Origin of the sequence: Segatella hominis (assembly GCF_019249725.2) — a bacterium.
Taxonomy (GTDB): Bacteria; Bacteroidota; Bacteroidia; order Bacteroidales; family Bacteroidaceae; genus Prevotella.
The window spans coordinates 2,985,471-3,001,635 of record NZ_CP137559.1 but is presented as its reverse complement, the minus strand read 5'-3'; the positions used below and the strand labels follow the sequence as shown (position 1 = coordinate 3,001,635).

Sequence of the window (16,165 nt, the reverse complement as noted above, 5' to 3'; positions counted from 1 at the left end):
CAAACAGTTATCAATTGTCAAGAAGGCGGCTATAAGTTCCGCTAATGAGTATTAAGTTAGAAGAAAATGACATATACAAGACTTTCAGCTGCCGAAGCCGCAGCTATGATCAAGGATCAGGACACGATAGCACTAAGTGGTTTCACACCTAACGGCGTGCCTAAGGCTACCTTCCGCGAACTCTCCAAGAGAGCCGTGGCAGAACATGAAGCAGGCAGACCATTCCAGGTGGGCATCCTGACAGGAGCTTCTACCTCGCAAAGTATCGAGGGTGACATGGCAGCAGCCCATGCCATCAAGTTCCGTGCGCCATTTTCTACCAACAAGGATTTCCGCACCCATACCAATCTGGGCGAAATCGACTACGAGGATATGCACCTCGGTCACATGGCTGAGCGTCTGCGCCGTGGCTTCTATGGCGAGATAGACCTTGCCATCATCGAGGTGAGCGATCTGGAAGAAGGCGAAACCACCTGCAAGGCATTCCTTACCTCTGCCGGCGGTATCGTGCCTACCATCGTACGCCTTGCCAAGAAGGTACTCATCGAGAAGAATACCTTCCACAGTCCAGCATCCCGCTATCTCCATGATGTCTATGAAATAGCAGAATGCCCATTCCGTACACCTATCCCTATCATGAACGTAGGCGACCGTATCGGCAAAGAGTATGTAGAGATAGATGCCCATAAGATTGTCGGCGTGATAGAATGCAATATCCCGGAAGAGGCTCGTGCCTTCAAGCCGCTCGACCCTATCACAGAACAGATGGGTCATAATGTGGCCGACTTCCTGGTCAGCGACCTGAAGAAGGGACATATTCCTCCACAGTTCCTGCCACTCCAGAGCGGTGTAGGCGTTACTTCCAATGCCGTACTCGAGGCATTGGGTCAGAATCCTAACGTACCGGTATTCAGCGTTTATACCGAGGTTGTACAGGATGCTGTCGTAAAATACATGCGCGAAGGTAGAATCAAGGATGCTTCCTGCTCATCCCTCACCGTCACCAATGATACTTTGAAGGAAGTATATGATGACATCGACTATTTCAAGCAGCATCTCACCATCCGTCAGAGTGAGATTTCCAATTCTCCTGAGGTCATCCGCCGACTGGGTGTCATCGCCATGAATACCGCCATCGAGTGCGACATCTATGGCAACGAGAACTCCAGCCATATCTGCGGCAGCAAGTTGATGAATGGCATCGGCGGTTCTTGCGACTACGAGCGTAATGGTTACATTTCTATCTTCACCACTCAGAGTACCACCAAGAACGGTTGCATTTCAGCCATCGTTCCGATGTGTAGCCACGTGGATAGTACGGAGCATGATGTGGATGTCATTGTTACCGAGCAGGGCGTTGCCGATCTTCGTGGCAAGGGTCCTTTGCGCCGTGCCAAGGAAATCATCGAAAACTGTGCTCATCCAGACTATCGCCCTATGCTCCGCGAATATCTGAAGTTTGCCGAGAAGGGTCATGAGCCACAGAGCATGCGGGCAGCCCTCGCCATGCACGATACCTTCCTGAAAAAGGGCGACATGAGATTGACTGACTTCGGGGAATATCTGAAATAAGAGAAGACAGAAAAGACTTCTTTTCTGAGATAACTCGGACAAATATCGAAATATGATAAGCGGCATTCACATCCGAGGAATGCCGCTTATCTCGTTCTTTACCATATCATATTTTCACTAAAAGATACAAAACCAGAAATAATGACAATACTAACAAAGAAAAATCACAAAACATGAGTTAGTTTCAGATTTTCTGATTATTTTTGCAAAGTCAAGATATATATTTACTGGAATACATTAAAGAAGGTTCTAAAATAAAAACATTAAAATTAGTGAAATGAAACATATATTATTAGGATTCGTCATAAGTTTGATTTTTATTAATGTTCAAGCACAAAGTATTGACTCATCAATTCTTTTACAGGACGGAACAATCGTAGATTGCTCTCATGTATTTATTGATGGTGAAATGCCGACTTTTCACGCGCAAAATGGATCTTGTGAGAATAGTCGTTGGGCATTTAGCGTTTATGATAAAAATGGAAAGAAAATTGTATGTGAGGAATCAAAAACTGGAGCTACCAGTTTTTCGTTTAAAATTACCCCAAGTCTCTTTTCTGGTTTAAATCTTGTTTCAGATTGTCAAAATATAGAGTACCCCAATGACTCTTCTGTTTATATAAGTTGCGTAGTAGATTTGCACAAAAATGGCATCATAATAGGCAGCTTACCTTTAAGGTTGAATGTACTACCTTCACGCCCCAAAAAGAAAAATGCATCTATATTAGGCAACTTTAATTTTGATTTAAGTAGCTATTATCCATCGGCAGAACTAACCATCCAGTTTTCTTCTGACAGGATGAAAGATTGCATACTAGTACAGTTTGTTTCAGATAATTTAGACGTGTTCGAATTCCCTGAAGAAGGATATTGGGGGCTTTACATAGGAGTTGATATTAATGAAAAAAGTAAAAATTTCTACGAAATCAAATATAATTATGCAGATTGGGGAGAATTCTATAAAATCGTATCTTGCAATGAATATGGGAGCAGTAGCGGAGATACGATATTTACTAATTCTCTTATTAAAAACCCAGAAATTCTAAATTATTTGGAAACTATACGTAATCAGACGTCAGCTATTGATGTAGTACCAAATATGAACGGTCAAATTTCGATACAAAACAATAAAATTATCTTAGAAGGTTTCAACAGCTCAAAAATAATAACTGAAATTTACTCTGCTAATGGAACACTCGTAAAAAAATGTTATACAACTAAAGTTATAGATCTAAATGATTTATGTAGCGGTTTGTATATTGTCAAGGTAATTTCAGAAAATAAGAACAAATACATTAAAATAAATAAAAAATGAAATATCCATGAGCTGAAAAAATCTCGCCAAAGCGAATGTAAATTGGAAGAAAAATGCTATCTTTGTTGCATGTTAGCTAATAGTTTTACTCATGTGACAATGGATAATACTGGTGATTATTGCAGCTTCCTGTTCGACCTCATACTCCCTGAAGGTATTACTGTTCCTTATGATGAGGAAAATGAGATGTATATGGCAGATATAGTTCCAGGTCGCTTCACTAAGACTCATTCTTTGGGTTCCAATTTGCTTAAGTCTAATCGCTTCCGTGTAATAGTATATTCTATTGCCAATAAGAGTATAAAGGGTACCAGTGGCGCTGTAGTGAACATTACATTGAAGGCTGATGATAAATTGGCAATTGGTGATTATACCTTGAAGTTAGAGAACATCACGTTGGCAGATATTGGTGAAAATGAATATTACCCAAGTGATAGTGAATCAACAGTAAACGTTGTTACAACGGGTATTAAGCCCATCTTGATGGATGGTTCTTCTGATAAGATTTACGATTTGCAAGGTCGCAGAGTGAATACTGTTAAGAAGGGTATTTATATCGTAAATGGTAAGAAACTGATTGTGAGCAAATAATAGTTTTATCGTATAACTAATAGAAAATGTCCGCAACAATTGTCTGATATCAAATCTGACAAATTGTTGTGGACATTTATTTTTTGCTAATCTTCTATCCAAAATAAGTTTTTACTTTGTATTCTAATCTTACTTGAAGTAATCATATATGAATAGCGGGAAAGCATTGAGTACTGCCACTTTGCATTCCTCGGTATTCACATATTTCTCTATTTGTGAATCGAATATCTTGTCCTGAAGAATGTCGTCCTTTGATCCTGGTATTCTGTTCTCACCATTGCAAAGATAGTTTGCTTTGCTCACGTTCTGCTCCTTCAAATATACCCAGTTCTGCTTGACTTCCTCTATTTCATCTTCTGTAGGTTCCCGATTCTCTGTCAGAAGGATAAAATCGAAACTTTGATAGGCTGAGAATTCTGCTGATAATCCCTTAAACCTGCTGCAATCAGTACGGGATATCGTATAGGTCCAATAGTTTGCATCCGGCAAAAACTTGGTATAGCGGATAGATTCTACCATCGGATAATCAATATAGAGCTTTCCGTATTCTGTTTCATTATTAAACGTTTCTAACATCTCTTTTACCTGTCTGTTGATTTCTTCGAGTGATAAATTCCTGTTGTGGAAATCATAATCGAAGAAAAGATAGATTTCGGAAATGTCGGCAGATCTATCTATGCCTTTTAGAGGATTGTCTTTTTGAGAGGCAAACTTTTCCATCAGTAAAGACACGATATCTCCATCTCCATCGTACTCCTGCAAATCCTTGTAAAGCTGATAGATATTGTTGTTGTAGGAACAAACTATCTGCTCTTCCCGGTTGGAAAAGTACAATCGTTGGATGGTGCGGAATAAATCCGGCTCACGTTTTACTCCTTCAAAAACAAATAATATCATACTTCAAAAGCGTTACCTCTAAACATTTTTTCTATATTATGGCCGAACCTCAGTTCCTTCTGGGTGCAGCTGCTCAATGGTTTGATCTTGTTGTCTTGCAAGATGAAATTGCAGTCTGGGCGCAGTAAGTCATTGGTCATCAGGTAAGTGTTGTGGGATGACGTGAAAGCTTGGCATGGAAGGGAAAAAAGTGTCTTGCAAACCTCGAAGGAAAGCTTGAAGTGATAGAATGCGTCAAATTCATCAATGAAAACGAATGATGCATCTTTCATCTGCTTGAGCCAATAATAGAGCAACATCAGCGAGTGGGTGCCTGTTGATGCAATCTTATCAAATGGAATGCGACCTAAGCCGAATATGCAATACAGTTCTTTGTCGTCATCATTCGGCTTCTGAAACTCAAAGTCTTGTCCGCTTACACGATGGATGAAATCCTCAAAGTCGTCTGTCAGATGATTTTTGATGATATATTCGTCAAGGTTTGCTGGAGCTGTAGCTAAGCCCATGAATTCATTCTTCTCCACGCTTCGGAACCACAACATGGAGTTGACAAACTTCTGTAATTTAAGGAGATAATGCTCTTTTGCTAATGGGTAGGAGGTGAGAAGAAAATTGATAATGGATACGTTGTTGGCGTTGTTGGCTAAGTTGGTCTTCACGGTTGCTTCCATCTGAAATTCTTCTTCATCCAATGTCAGGATAGAATCCTTGTTGCAGAATATCAGCTTGTTGTTCACCACAAGTTTCTCTGCCTCTAATTTTCCCTCTGGTGATTTGCTATAAGAATACTGCAACAGATCATCTCCCAACAGGAAGGTGTACTCAAAATCTACAGGGAAGTTCAACTTTCCCGTATAAGTGAAGTTGTCATAATAGTTCGCTCTTTTCCACTTCTGGGAAAGATGATTTGTGATATCGAAGATAGCCAATGCAAAGTTCGACTTGCCAGAACCGTTAGGTCCATACACGATGCCATTCTTGATGATTCCGTCTTTTATGGCAAATGTGTTGAACGAATAGTTACTTGGTTCCGACAAGTCCCATTCTATGCGATTGGCAAATCCTCTATAATTCGTAACGGCAAATTTTACTAACATAATATCTTTGTTAAAATATAAACGAAATGTTACTGCAGGCGAGTGCAAATGAAAGTTCTTTGATTGCTGTATGCAGTTCTTTTTTGCAAAGATATATAAAAATCCAATATGCCGTAATTTTTTTACGGATATTTAAGATTAAACTTGTTTTAGTCTCTTAATTCATTCCTTGAATGACTGTTGTTTCCCCTAAGTTTAGTTTTTACTTTGTGTTTTTGCGGTACTTTACTTTGTGTTTTTGTGATAAATCGCTTTTGCCCCTTTTCTACCCCTTCGTCATTTCACTGGCGTGAGTTAATTACTGATTACGATTACAGTTCGATTTTCCGCTGGTTCATCTTCGTCATTGTAAAGCATGAAACTTTCCTATGATGCAGGGGTAAGGGGGATAGGATGCATTGCGATAGCACCTTGTAAGAAGTACTTTAAATTTAGTTAAAAGTAGGGCGTGTAATCATATCTTTGTCCGTTTATCTAATATAAAACGGAGGCATTTTGTCCGTTTTTCCAAGATTTAACACTTTCAGTTGTAGCAACTCCCCAAAGTGGACACGATAAATCCATCCAGACAAGAAATAGTAAGTCAACGTAAATTATAACTAAGTAACAACCGAGTCAACTCATATTAAAAATAATGTTGAGAGTGGTCAACTAAAACCGTTAAACCACACAACTAAAACCATTAAACCGAATAAAAAGTATATGCCCTTAGAAGAAAGTTCCGTTCAACGACGTTAAATGTCCGTTCAGCGTCTTTGAACGGCGGTTCAACGTCGTTGAACGGACATTCAAAGACGCTGAACGAAGAATTCATCAGGCTTCAAAACATTATCTTATAGTAACAAGAACAATCAACTAAGATAGGAGAAAGTTTACCATTGGCTTTTAATATTCTTAATGCCCCGTTTTTAATTTAAGTACTTGACGATTTTGGCAAGCCATTTCTTTTCTATTCTGAGGACTAAGACTGGTTAGTTAAGAACCCATAAGGAGGAAAACACAGAAAAAATCACAATAGCAAACTTGGTACTTTCGATTATTTTGCTTAACTTTGCCTTCGAAATCAAGAACAAGAGACTATGGCAAGAAAACGATATCCTATAGGCATACAGACTTTCGAACGAATCCGCAAAGAAGATTGGTTCTATGTTGACAAGACGGAATACATCTATCGTATGACCCATACTGATGGTACATATTTCTTCTTGAGCCGACCACGCCGTTTCGGCAAGTCACTCCTTGTATCTACCTTCGAAAGCTATTTTGAAGGTAAAAAGGATCTATTCAATGGTCTTGCCATCGAAAAGTTGGAGAAAGAATGGAATGAATATCCTGTGCTCCACTTCAGTTTGGCTGGAGGCAAGCACATGGAAAAAGAGCAGTTGGAGCACTATCTTCTCTTCATACTAAAGACCAATGAAGAGAAGTTTGGCATAACATGTGACTCTCCAGCCCCGAACATACGTATGCTCAACCTCATACAAACCGTATATGAAAAAACAGGCAAACAACCTGTGGTATTAATCGACGAATATGATGCGCAAGTATGCTTTCACCCCTATCGACCTTGGCGAAAAGATGGAAGCAGGCAAGGATGACTTTGATGCTGCTACAGAGACGATGACCACCATCATGCCTTTGCTCTACCAGAGTGGATACTTCACCATCAAGGATTACGATGAGGACACCGAACTATACACCCTCGCCCTTCCTAACAAGGAAATCAGAGTCGGCCTATACAGAAGTCTTCTCCCTCACTACCTGGCTTCCAAGACGGTTATGGGCAACACGACCATCGCCAAGATGTCCAAGCTGATCAACCTGGGACAATTGGACGAAGCACTACTGTTATTCAAGACTTTCCTTGAGACTGTGCCTTACTGCGATAATACCAACTACGAGGGGCATTATCAACAGATGATGTACATCATGTTTGCCTTGCTCACCAATTTCCGCATTCTCGTAGAGCAACATACTGCCAAGGGAAGAACAGACATTACGATGGAGACGCACGACACCATCTACATCATGGAACTGAAGTTCAATAAGACGGCAGAAGAAGCTCTTCAGCAAATCAACGACAAGCGATATGCCGATGCCTTCGCCCTGCAAAACAAACCTGTGGTGAAAGTAGGTATCAACTATACAATTAAGGAAAAAATAAGCACCTTGGAATGGGTGATAGAATAATATGAGAAAGAGTCAAGTCTTGAAATCAAGAAAAAGAACTATCTCTGCAAAAAATCATTAAAAAGAATGATTAAGAAATTAAATACATTATTCACATGGATACTTTTGCCTATACTGTTTGTTTCATGTACAGGCAACAAGGCTTACGATAAATTACTTATAAAAGCTGACAGTATCATGAATATAATAGTTAATCCTTGTCAAGGAAAAATAGAGAAAGTTGATAAATATGATTTTTATGGTAATACATTTTTTCGTTTAACAAAATAAAATATGAAGAAATTACTTTTTATCTTAATGCTTATCAGCATAGTCAGTAACTGTTTGGCGCAAGTAGTGTCGACAACAGATTTGTGTAATACAGAATGGGTATTGCGCTCTCCTAATTGTGACGGTTGCAAGAAATTTATTGCCTTTACTTTATCCCATAAAACTGATAAAGTTTTCTTTGTGGAAAAGCAAAAGACTTATAATAATAAGTTTGATTACTATATTTCTCCAACAATTCCAAAGGTGTTTAATAAAGCTCTTGTAGGCAAAGAAAGCAAGGGAAAATATATCATACAGGAGGTGTTTGGTGAGGTCTTTTGGTTTGAGATTCAAAAACTTACCAAGGACGAGCTTATCTTACATTCAAAGTTGGGAGGTACATTTTGCTACTCTAAAAAGTAACTATTAATTGTCTTGTAAAGATGGGAAGTTATTTGGCTGTTGCTTTCACATTACTTTTGAGCATGGCATGTCATGCACAAACAGTATCTTTGGGTCAATTGACTAATACAAAATGGAAATTGACCAAACCTGTATTCTCCTATTGTGAAAAAAATATGTCCTTTACAAGCACGGAAATGACGAATACTTCTAGTTCTCACTATGTGAAGCGAGGAGAGACTAAGGAAACGAAACGTTTCTTCAGCAACTCCTATCCATTTTACCTTGCAACTGCAATTCCTACAACTTTCAATCAAAGCTTAGTAGGGAAAAGTAACTCTGGAACTTATATTATTAAGTATGTTGGCAAAAGGGTTGTGCCTTTTAAAATTTTGAGTGTTAGTAGTGGTCAGTTGAAACTTTCGACTCCACAGGGCGATGTATTGATTTATGATAAAGTCTATTAAAAATATATTAGTTTTTGCAATTTATTTTCTTCTGAGCATGGGATGCCATGCTCAGAATATTGCTACGTCAGAACTTAATGGGACAAAATGGAAATTAGTAAGTCCTGTTTCTGATTATTGTGAACGAGGTATGTCTTTCACGATGACTACTCGTACGACGACAGCAAAGTTTAAGAAAAACAAGAAGGAGTTTCTATTTTCTTTAAAGTATTATCTCTCTTCTTCTATTCCTAAAACATTTGATAGTTCACAGATAGGGAAGAATCGAAAGGGTAGTTATATTATCCAATATGTTGATAACAGTGTGTTTTGGTTCAAGATAGCTGATATAAGCAGTACGAAAATAACTCTGTTGTCTAAATTAGGCGATACGACTGTTTATCAGAAAGTAAAGTAACAAAGGCTTGTAGGTATGTAAAAGACATACCTACAAGATTTTTCCTATCAAACAAGAACATTTCCAAGTAATATTAGGAGAAAGTTTACCATTGCCTTTTAATAATCTTAACGCCCTGTTTTTAATTTATTCAGCATTTTTTCCTATCTTTTCCAACGACATTAGGAATTAAAACAATATAAATAGAATAATATGAGAAATAGTCTGATAATTGCTTTAGTATTCCTTTTGAGCATGACATGCCATGCTCAAAAAATCAGCATGTCTGACCTTGTTGGTAAGACATGGGTTGCAGATTCTGGTTATGATGGATGTGGAAATATAGATTGGAATATCGTATTTTCTGCAAAATCATCAGAACATAAATTTGTTGGAAAGTCTGATAATAAAGTAAGTGTGTTTACTTATAACACTTACTTGTGTAGTTATAGCCCCGAAAAGTACGAAGCCTCGTTATTGGGAAATACTAATGGAAAGTATATCGTATTTGAGCGAAAATATACTTACAAAGGTAAAGAATATGAGGACTTTTTCTGTGGAGAAATTCTTTCTTTGGAATCAAATAGATTGACTATACGAATGAAGCATTCTACAATTTTGTTTATCGCAAAATAGTAGAGATAAGCAGTACGAAAATCATTTTGATGTCTAAATGAGGCGATACGACTGTTTATCAATCACCAAAAAGCGAAGAGCCTTACCCATAAGGAGTTTGCGCCAGTCCATGGTTGCTCAGCCCATCTTTCGATAATAGCAATTGTGACCAGTGTTCAGAAGTTCATAATATGACTTCTTGTATATGGAGTGTATGCTTTCACCTACTATACGGAAAAGACAGAAAGACAGGATTAGCTGAACAGCTGGAATGCCTGCTTGCTTCTCCAGGGACATTCTACAAAGCAGATGACCAAGCCCAAATCGGGTGAAAAGTGACATTAAATTCGTTCACAATGAACTTTTAACACTTAATATGTTGAACAACTCAAAAAAATTGCTTAATTTTGCATTTATAATAGTTATTCTTTAAATCGTTGTTTTATTATTGTAGTTTAGCGATTACAAAAATCGCAACTTTTTATTGAGAAACTGTTATTTCTACCCCATTAATTTGGAGTGGAAAACTTTAGATATTTAATATCTTTGCAGTCGGATAGGGTGCATTCCCTTTCCACTGATTTTTGAGATTTAAGAAGCGTTATGCTTATCGAAGTACTGGAAACCTAGGAAATTTCCCGACATACTCTAAGATAGCATAGTGGTTCTCACGCATAGCGTGGGCTGCTATTGTTGCATCTATGAGTATGGGCTTTCCTAGGGCCTCCGGTATTGAGATGTGGGCATTGCAGTTCACGCTTCTCTGTTTAACAAAAAGGCCTAATAGGACTGAAAGACCAAGAAAAGGGAGTATCTAATGAAGTATTTGAAGATAATCCTAGCAGTATTATTGTTATTGTGTTTACTAGATATGCCTTATGGTTTTTACATATTAATAAGGTATATGTCAACTGTCGTGTTTGGTTATATGGCGTATTCTTATTATCAAAACAATAAAAAGGAATTTGCTGTAGCAAGTGGGGCATTGGCTATATTGTTTCAGCCCTTTGTTAAATTAGCTTTGGGAAGGGGTGTGTGGAATTTTGTAGATATTATAGTAGCTATAGGGTTAATTATAACAGTTTTACTAACTAATCAAGAAAAATAACATGAAAAGTTTAAATAAGAATAAATATACTCTTGCTTGTGTGATTTGTTTGCTAATTGCAATAATATCCATAATCTATGTATCCAATATTGTACCGACCTTGAAGGTGGAGTTGACATTAAAGGAACATAATGAGAAGTTCTTTGTTAATTTTGACAAAGAACAATTTTCTGTGTTGAAGAGCTCGCATTATTTTGACAAAAAAGAAACTAAGGATAATTCTGAGCAACTGAAAGAAATTGGACCAATACCAGAGGGAAAGTTTGTTTCTTCTTTTAATGGAAAAGGAGAGGGAATATATGGGTATTGGAAACCTTATTTGGCAATAGGAAGTAAAGCTGTTTATTATACAGAAAAAGTTCCTCAGAGATATTTGAGTGGAGAGATTATAAGAGATTTTTGGGGACGTATCGAATATGAGGAAGTTGAAAAGGTGAAATATGTCAATGAGCCATATTGGGATAGTCGCTATACCACAATACCTTATGAATATACATATACTTTTTCTGTTATAGACTTGTCAGACTCTATTTCATCAAATGCTTCTGATAGTATTTATTCTATTTGTACTAAACAGTTTGCAAAACAATTAACTTCATATAAAAACTGGAAATTCTCACCAAATCAAGTGAAATGCAGAAGAAATGCAAATTGGGCTACATTTTATATGTCAGTTCTTCCTAAAAATAAAGATGCGGTTGTTTTTCAGTCTAAAGACGAAAAAGGAATTTCAGTAATACGTATTGTATATTTTGCAAATAGAAAGGCCTATGTATTGGATGTGCATAGTCCGTATGAATTGATAGAAAAAGCTAATGCAATAATGGAAACTTTTACAACTTTCTATCTTCAAGATTACAATGATATGGTTAGTATGAGATTACTATTGACCATATTGGGCAGCATCGCATTTGTGGTATTTGGACTTATCTGTTTATTGACACCAAAAATTGTTTTACGAAATAGAGAAACTGTCCTCCCAAAGCAAGCTAAATACTTGATTCGTTATGCACGTGTCATGTGGCTTGTGAATATTATTTGTGTTTTTGCGGATGTTTACCCTATTTTTACAGGTGAACTTCGTCAAGATAGTTATTGGTGGAATATATTCTTGCTGTTCTTATGCGCAGTTGGGATGAATATATTCACTAATATGTATGTCGTAAATAAGGCGAAAGCTGAAAATGAGTTTGATTATTTGATTCCCAAATGGCTAAAATTTTATTTAATCAAAAGGCATGTTACTGATGCGGAATATAAAAGCGTTGTAGTCTTTTTGCTATATCCATTTTTTATATTGGGTAACTTGCCAGTTGGACTTTGTGTCTTGGGGTATATATTGCCAGTTGCTATTCTGTCAGTCATATTGATGGAAGTACGTATTTTCTCTAAGTGGACTCATGAAGATACAAATGGTAATAATTCTAATGAGGTTGAAGAATTAGGAGTGTTCAAAGATTATTATTTACTACTGGATATAAATAGGGATGCTTCTGAGATGGATATTGACATTGCTTTTAATAAAGCAATAGCTAAATATAACTCAAGAACAGACGCTAAATTGTACAGTGAAGTTTATAAGCGTAATATACAGGAGGCTTATCGTGTATTGAGTTCAACTAATCGATTAAAGCCTGAATATGATAAAGAATTTGATGCTTATCGTAAATCAAATATGATAAATTATCAATTCTTAGATGTTAATACTCAAAAGGATATAGCAATTATACAAGGAGAAATACATAATGCCAATTCGAATGCAAGTCATTCAAAGAGAAAAGGCAAGGTTCATAATATTATACTTGTGGCATTGTTATCTGTAGTATTGGCAGCTATTATATTTGTATTGTTGCATTTCGGCTCACATAGTTCACGTTATTTGACAAACACAGAGCCTGATGCTCCTCTTATTATGCCTTCAGAAGATTTTTCTGGCATTGGTGGTCCTTTCGACCCAAGGGATGATGACGATTTTGGACAATGATTGAACAGAATAAATAGCAAGTTATGAGACGGATATTGATTTTACTCGGTTTTGTATTAGGTGTCCTTTCGGCTCATGCTGAAAGTAAATCTTATACGATTAATGATATGTTTACTATTTCTGTAGATTCCAAGTTGGAACTCAGAGATAAGAAGGGCTTGTATGAGCAGAAAACAAAGAATAATAACCTTCCCGTAACCAGTGACGAGGTTATAGTTTTTCAACAAACAGGTTTGAATAACGATACAAAAGCTGCTTATCAAAAGTATGCAAGAATTATGATTCAGACAGAAATTAGTAATGAAGGAGATTATTCCTACTATGATGGCTCTCATGAACTATCAGACAAAGATGTCGAGTATTTTAATCGCCTTGCCTATCAAGAATTGGCACCCCAAATGCATATGACCATTAAGCCAAGTACAAAAGGCTTCTTTTTTGATAATGAAAATTATTGCATAATGACTTCTTACCAAAGAAGTGGCGTTTATGGTAATGTGGATGTTTGTATCTATTATTTCTTTAATGATAACCAAAGTGCAAAAGTCTTATGTAGTTATAAGGATAGTGAGAAGACATATTGGCAAAAGGTGATGGAAGATGCTGTAGAATCATTTAAATGGATAAATGGAGAATCGCTTAGTGGAGATGCTGAGTTCGTAGATACGACGGAGAATCTCCCTACTTATGGTGAGATTAGTTATGATATACCTTCTAATGAAAAACCTATAAACGATGCTCTTGTTGTGGTAGTGTTGACAATAGCTGCGGTATTTGTTTATGTTTGGTTACTAAACACAAATAAGTTGAATTACAAAATGAAATGGGTCATATTTTGTTTGCTTCTTATTGTGTTTGGATTAGTAATTTTGATTATTACGAGGATTAATGATGCTTATGTGTCTAAACTTCCTCCTTTAAATGACCCTGAGTTGGAGTTAGCAGTAAAGGGCGTGAATGAACAGCTTCCTTTAGAAATATCTGATGGAGTTGTGATGAAAAGTCTGGAACTAAAGGATTCTGCTGTGGTAAGTACAATGGAAATAGATGAAACTAAATATCCATTTGAAGATTTTTTGCAGAATAAAGACTTGAAAAAGCGTTTGATGATGGCAAATATCGCAAAAAGTTCTCCTTTTAAGTCCTGTAGCTATGCTGATTTTGCAAATAAGGGATATTCTGCAAAAACGATAATCAAAGGAATTCAGTCACATAGGGAAATAGTGTTAGTAGCAACACCTGAGGAAATTAAAAATGCATCTAAAACGTCTTCTACTCAAAGAGAACAATTGGATTTGTATTTGAATAGTATCAAGGGAAGTCTTCCAAATAAAGTTGACGATGGACTAATTTTTTCAGATGTGGATATAAAGGGAAAACTGTTTGTTATGTTTTATACCATAGATGAAAAAATGTATGATATGAAAGAAGTTGATAAAAATAAGAATGAATTTAAAAATAATGTAGAAAAAGATCTCAAGACAGAAGGTGAGTTGATAAAGTTAGCTTCACTTCTTGTTCCTTTGGATATGTCCCTTAGAGTTAGTTATGTTGGTTCTCTTTCTAAAGAGCAAGTCAATGTTGACATACCATCTTCTTATTTAAAAGAAGTCGTTTTAGATAATCGACTTTCCAATCATTTCAAATAATATAAACATTTTTTAATATACGGTTATGACATTTTTCAATTCAATTAAAATGTGTTACATGAAGTCTTTTGATTTTAAGGGAAGAGCTTCAAAGAGTGAGTATTGGTGGTTCTGGCTGGTTCAGGTCCCTATTACTTTTATAGCATTGGGGGCTTGGAACTCCGAAAAGTTTGATGTACTATCTGGAGTGTTTTTAGGAATTACTATAGCCTCTATTCCTGCTAACCTTTCTTCTATGATACGTAGATTTCATGATGCGGGATTAAGTACTAAGCAATGTCTAAAGAAATTGTTTTATGCGGTAGCCCCATTCCTTTTTGCTGTCAATTTAATGACAAAGATCGATCCTTTTTCTTCTTTTGCTGTAGTACTCTTAATAGCATTATTATTTTCGGCAGTCTCATTTTTCCTGTTGTTCATCATATTGATAGGAGACAGTGTATATGAAGATGAAGAAGAGGAATAAGGGATAAAGTCGTTCGCAAGCCTTGCGAATAAAAAAAGCAAGGCTTTCTGATACAACTTATCAAATTTTTGATTAATTTTGCAATCGATACTAATAAATGTTACTATAATATGGGAAAAGATACAGAAAATATAAGGATATTGTGCATCGGTGTCGGTGGGGCTGGCACTAATGTAATCAATCGTATGAAGGATATTGGTATTCCGAATGCTGAGTTTCTAACATTTGGAGCATATCGCTATGACTATAGCCATCCCGAAATTCCTCATTATAATCTTATAGAAGCGAATGGGTTGGATAGTTTGCCAAATAGTTCGGATCCTCAAGTCTTTGAAAGGTTGGCTAATAATGTTGCCGATGATATAAAGGAAGTTCTTTTGTATCATTTAAACTCTCGTAAGTTAGAAAATGAAAGAGTGTAAATATTGGATAGTTGTATTGCTACAGCTATGCTTTCTTTCTATCAGTTGTGGAGAAAAGAGGACAAAACAAGTTGCTCCTACTCAAGATCATGCCATTGTGAAATTTGAAAATAATGAAGATGGAAAGTATTCGCAAGCGATGATAGCACAAATCATCAAACATTTTCATCTGCCAAATAATACTGTTGTAACAGATGAGGATGTTGATGCTATCTTGTTGAGAAGCGTTGATGAGGGAGATGGCATTTATGGCGGTGACGTAGTTACCATTTGGAAGTATTATAAGAAGCAGAATGCTATTCAAGAAATAGTTACGGCGCATCCTATGGCAGATTTGTTATGGTATAATCCTGATAAAAAACATGGTGTAATGCTAGGGATAGATTCTGTTTTTGTGGCAAGTGGAGCCATGCTTGTCCCTCTAAATCCTGATGTGGTAGTTGTAAATGGAACAATAGACAAGATGGAGGTAACCTATACATTTTTAGTAGATGTGGATGCGAGAAAAGCTATATTATTGCCATCTAATCGTGGCTGCTTCGGTTTTACATCAGAGGAAGGTCTACCTATTTGCTTATCTTTCAGACATCATGCTAATGGCGATCCTGGCAGATATACTGTCGTTTCTGTTTATGATGAAAAAGGAAACCTCGTCAAGGAAATGTCGTTTGAAGATTATAAAAAAGACGAGAAGTAATGACAGTAATAGTGCTTGGGTAGAGAAGTGGTGATAAGCGACAAAGATACGCTTTTTATTTGATATTA

General features: G+C 36.7%; 17 protein-coding genes. 15 read left to right on the top strand and 2 right to left on the bottom strand.

Features of this window, described 5'->3' with window-relative positions:
- The first annotated feature begins 66 nt into the window (after nucleotides 1-66).
- From KUA50_RS12145 to KUA50_RS12135, 3 genes are all read left to right on the top strand, one after another.
- Nucleotides 67-1,572, top strand: coding sequence for an acetyl-CoA hydrolase/transferase C-terminal domain-containing protein (locus KUA50_RS12145; RefSeq protein WP_218455765.1), 1,506 nt, complete (start codon nucleotides 67-69; stop codon nucleotides 1,570-1,572).
- Nucleotides 1,573-1,849: 277 nt separating this feature from the next.
- A complete protein-coding gene (locus tag KUA50_RS12140; protein WP_218455764.1) occupies nucleotides 1,850-2,887 on the top strand; it encodes a T9SS type A sorting domain-containing protein in 1,038 nt (345 codons plus the stop codon).
- A gap of 99 nt (nucleotides 2,888-2,986) precedes the next feature.
- The gene (locus tag KUA50_RS12135) at nucleotides 2,987-3,478 is read left to right on the top strand and encodes a hypothetical protein (protein ID WP_218455763.1); all 492 of its coding nucleotides are present in this window, start codon (nucleotides 2,987-2,989) and stop codon (nucleotides 3,476-3,478) included.
- 129 nt (nucleotides 3,479-3,607) lie between these two features.
- Here the strand turns inward: KUA50_RS12135 and KUA50_RS12130 are convergent, their stop codons facing one another.
- Both KUA50_RS12130 and KUA50_RS12125 read right to left on the bottom strand, forming a co-directional pair.
- Complete coding sequence (locus KUA50_RS12130) at nucleotides 3,608-4,375, bottom strand: hypothetical protein (protein WP_118119369.1); 768 nt, start codon at nucleotides 4,373-4,375, stop codon at nucleotides 3,608-3,610.
- A complete protein-coding gene (locus KUA50_RS12125; RefSeq protein WP_218455762.1) occupies nucleotides 4,372-5,472 on the bottom strand; it encodes an AAA family ATPase in 1,101 nt (366 codons plus the stop codon). Before KUA50_RS12125 ends, KUA50_RS12130 begins: the two co-directional genes overlap by 4 nt.
- Nucleotides 5,473-6,551: 1,079 nt before the next feature.
- Here KUA50_RS12125 and KUA50_RS16930 point away from each other — a divergent pair.
- The 12 genes from KUA50_RS16930 (at nucleotide 6,552) to KUA50_RS12070 (ending at nucleotide 16,097) form a co-directional block, all read left to right on the top strand.
- A complete protein-coding gene (locus tag KUA50_RS16930; protein WP_413777428.1) occupies nucleotides 6,552-7,070 on the top strand; it encodes an AAA family ATPase in 519 nt (172 codons plus the stop codon).
- Nucleotides 7,006-7,662, top strand: a complete 657-nt coding sequence (locus KUA50_RS16925; protein WP_413777427.1) for a PD-(D/E)XK nuclease domain-containing protein — start codon at nucleotides 7,006-7,008, stop codon at nucleotides 7,660-7,662. Before KUA50_RS16930 ends, KUA50_RS16925 begins: the two co-directional genes overlap by 65 nt.
- 66 nt (nucleotides 7,663-7,728) lie before the next feature.
- The gene (locus tag KUA50_RS12115) at nucleotides 7,729-7,932 is read left to right on the top strand and encodes a hypothetical protein (RefSeq protein ID WP_218455761.1); all 204 of its coding nucleotides are present in this window, start codon (nucleotides 7,729-7,731) and stop codon (nucleotides 7,930-7,932) included.
- 3 nt (nucleotides 7,933-7,935) lie between these two features.
- A complete protein-coding gene (locus KUA50_RS12110) occupies nucleotides 7,936-8,334 on the top strand; it encodes a hypothetical protein (protein ID WP_218455760.1) in 399 nt (132 codons plus the stop codon).
- A gap of 20 nt (nucleotides 8,335-8,354) precedes the next feature.
- Complete coding sequence (locus tag KUA50_RS12105; protein ID WP_218455759.1) at nucleotides 8,355-8,780, top strand: hypothetical protein; 426 nt, start codon at nucleotides 8,355-8,357, stop codon at nucleotides 8,778-8,780.
- Nucleotides 8,781-9,369: 589 nt separating this feature from the next.
- Complete coding sequence (locus KUA50_RS12100) at nucleotides 9,370-9,792, top strand: hypothetical protein (protein ID WP_218455758.1); 423 nt, start codon at nucleotides 9,370-9,372, stop codon at nucleotides 9,790-9,792.
- A 796-nt stretch (nucleotides 9,793-10,588) separates the two neighbouring features.
- Nucleotides 10,589-10,879, top strand: coding sequence for a DUF6804 family protein (locus tag KUA50_RS12095; protein WP_218455757.1), 291 nt, complete (start codon nucleotides 10,589-10,591; stop codon nucleotides 10,877-10,879).
- A 1-nt stretch (nucleotide 10,880) separates the two neighbouring features.
- The gene (locus KUA50_RS12090; RefSeq protein WP_218455756.1) at nucleotides 10,881-12,863 is read left to right on the top strand and encodes a hypothetical protein; all 1,983 of its coding nucleotides are present in this window, start codon (nucleotides 10,881-10,883) and stop codon (nucleotides 12,861-12,863) included.
- A 23-nt stretch (nucleotides 12,864-12,886) separates the two neighbouring features.
- Entirely contained in the window at nucleotides 12,887-14,512 is a 1,626-nt protein-coding gene (locus tag KUA50_RS12085; protein ID WP_218455755.1) for a hypothetical protein, read from the top strand.
- A 25-nt stretch (nucleotides 14,513-14,537) separates the two neighbouring features.
- Nucleotides 14,538-14,978, top strand: a complete 441-nt coding sequence (locus KUA50_RS12080; RefSeq protein WP_218455754.1) for a DUF805 domain-containing protein — start codon at nucleotides 14,538-14,540, stop codon at nucleotides 14,976-14,978.
- A gap of 110 nt (nucleotides 14,979-15,088) precedes the next feature.
- Nucleotides 15,089-15,400, top strand: coding sequence for a hypothetical protein (locus KUA50_RS12075; RefSeq protein WP_218455753.1), 312 nt, complete (start codon nucleotides 15,089-15,091; stop codon nucleotides 15,398-15,400).
- A complete protein-coding gene (locus KUA50_RS12070; protein WP_218455752.1) occupies nucleotides 15,387-16,097 on the top strand; it encodes a hypothetical protein in 711 nt (236 codons plus the stop codon). The genes KUA50_RS12075 and KUA50_RS12070 overlap by 14 nt, the downstream gene beginning before the upstream one ends.
- Nucleotides 16,098-16,165: the final 68 nt, after the last annotated feature.

What these genes read in the sequence shown, in the direction of transcription:
- KUA50_RS12115 (WP_218455761.1), top strand. Translation starts at nt 7,729, where the DNA reads ATGATTAAGAAATTAAATACATTATTCACATGGATACTTTTGCCTATA.
- KUA50_RS12145 (WP_218455765.1), top strand. Translation starts at nt 67, where the DNA reads ATGACATATACAAGACTTTCAGCTGCCGAAGCCGCAGCTATGATCAAG.
- KUA50_RS12070 (WP_218455752.1), top strand. Translation starts at nt 15,387, where the DNA reads ATGAAAGAGTGTAAATATTGGATAGTTGTATTGCTACAGCTATGCTTT.
- KUA50_RS12130 (WP_118119369.1), bottom strand. Translation starts at nt 4,375, where the DNA reads ATGATATTATTTGTTTTTGAAGGAGTAAAACGTGAGCCGGATTTATTC.
- KUA50_RS12090 (WP_218455756.1), top strand. Translation starts at nt 10,881, where the DNA reads ATGAAAAGTTTAAATAAGAATAAATATACTCTTGCTTGTGTGATTTGT.
- KUA50_RS12075 (WP_218455753.1), top strand. Translation starts at nt 15,089, where the DNA reads ATGGGAAAAGATACAGAAAATATAAGGATATTGTGCATCGGTGTCGGT.
- KUA50_RS12140 (WP_218455764.1), top strand. Translation starts at nt 1,850, where the DNA reads ATGAAACATATATTATTAGGATTCGTCATAAGTTTGATTTTTATTAAT.
- KUA50_RS12095 (WP_218455757.1), top strand. Translation starts at nt 10,589, where the DNA reads ATGAAGTATTTGAAGATAATCCTAGCAGTATTATTGTTATTGTGTTTA.
- KUA50_RS12135 (WP_218455763.1), top strand. Translation starts at nt 2,987, where the DNA reads ATGGATAATACTGGTGATTATTGCAGCTTCCTGTTCGACCTCATACTC.
- KUA50_RS16925 (WP_413777427.1), top strand. Translation starts at nt 7,006, where the DNA reads ATGATGCGCAAGTATGCTTTCACCCCTATCGACCTTGGCGAAAAGATG.
- KUA50_RS12125 (WP_218455762.1), bottom strand. Translation starts at nt 5,472, where the DNA reads ATGTTAGTAAAATTTGCCGTTACGAATTATAGAGGATTTGCCAATCGC.
- KUA50_RS12080 (WP_218455754.1), top strand. Translation starts at nt 14,538, where the DNA reads ATGACATTTTTCAATTCAATTAAAATGTGTTACATGAAGTCTTTTGAT.
- KUA50_RS16930 (WP_413777428.1), top strand. Translation starts at nt 6,552, where the DNA reads ATGGCAAGAAAACGATATCCTATAGGCATACAGACTTTCGAACGAATC.
- KUA50_RS12085 (WP_218455755.1), top strand. Translation starts at nt 12,887, where the DNA reads ATGAGACGGATATTGATTTTACTCGGTTTTGTATTAGGTGTCCTTTCG.
- KUA50_RS12105 (WP_218455759.1), top strand. Translation starts at nt 8,355, where the DNA reads ATGGGAAGTTATTTGGCTGTTGCTTTCACATTACTTTTGAGCATGGCA.
- KUA50_RS12100 (WP_218455758.1), top strand. Translation starts at nt 9,370, where the DNA reads ATGAGAAATAGTCTGATAATTGCTTTAGTATTCCTTTTGAGCATGACA.
- KUA50_RS12110 (WP_218455760.1), top strand. Translation starts at nt 7,936, where the DNA reads ATGAAGAAATTACTTTTTATCTTAATGCTTATCAGCATAGTCAGTAAC.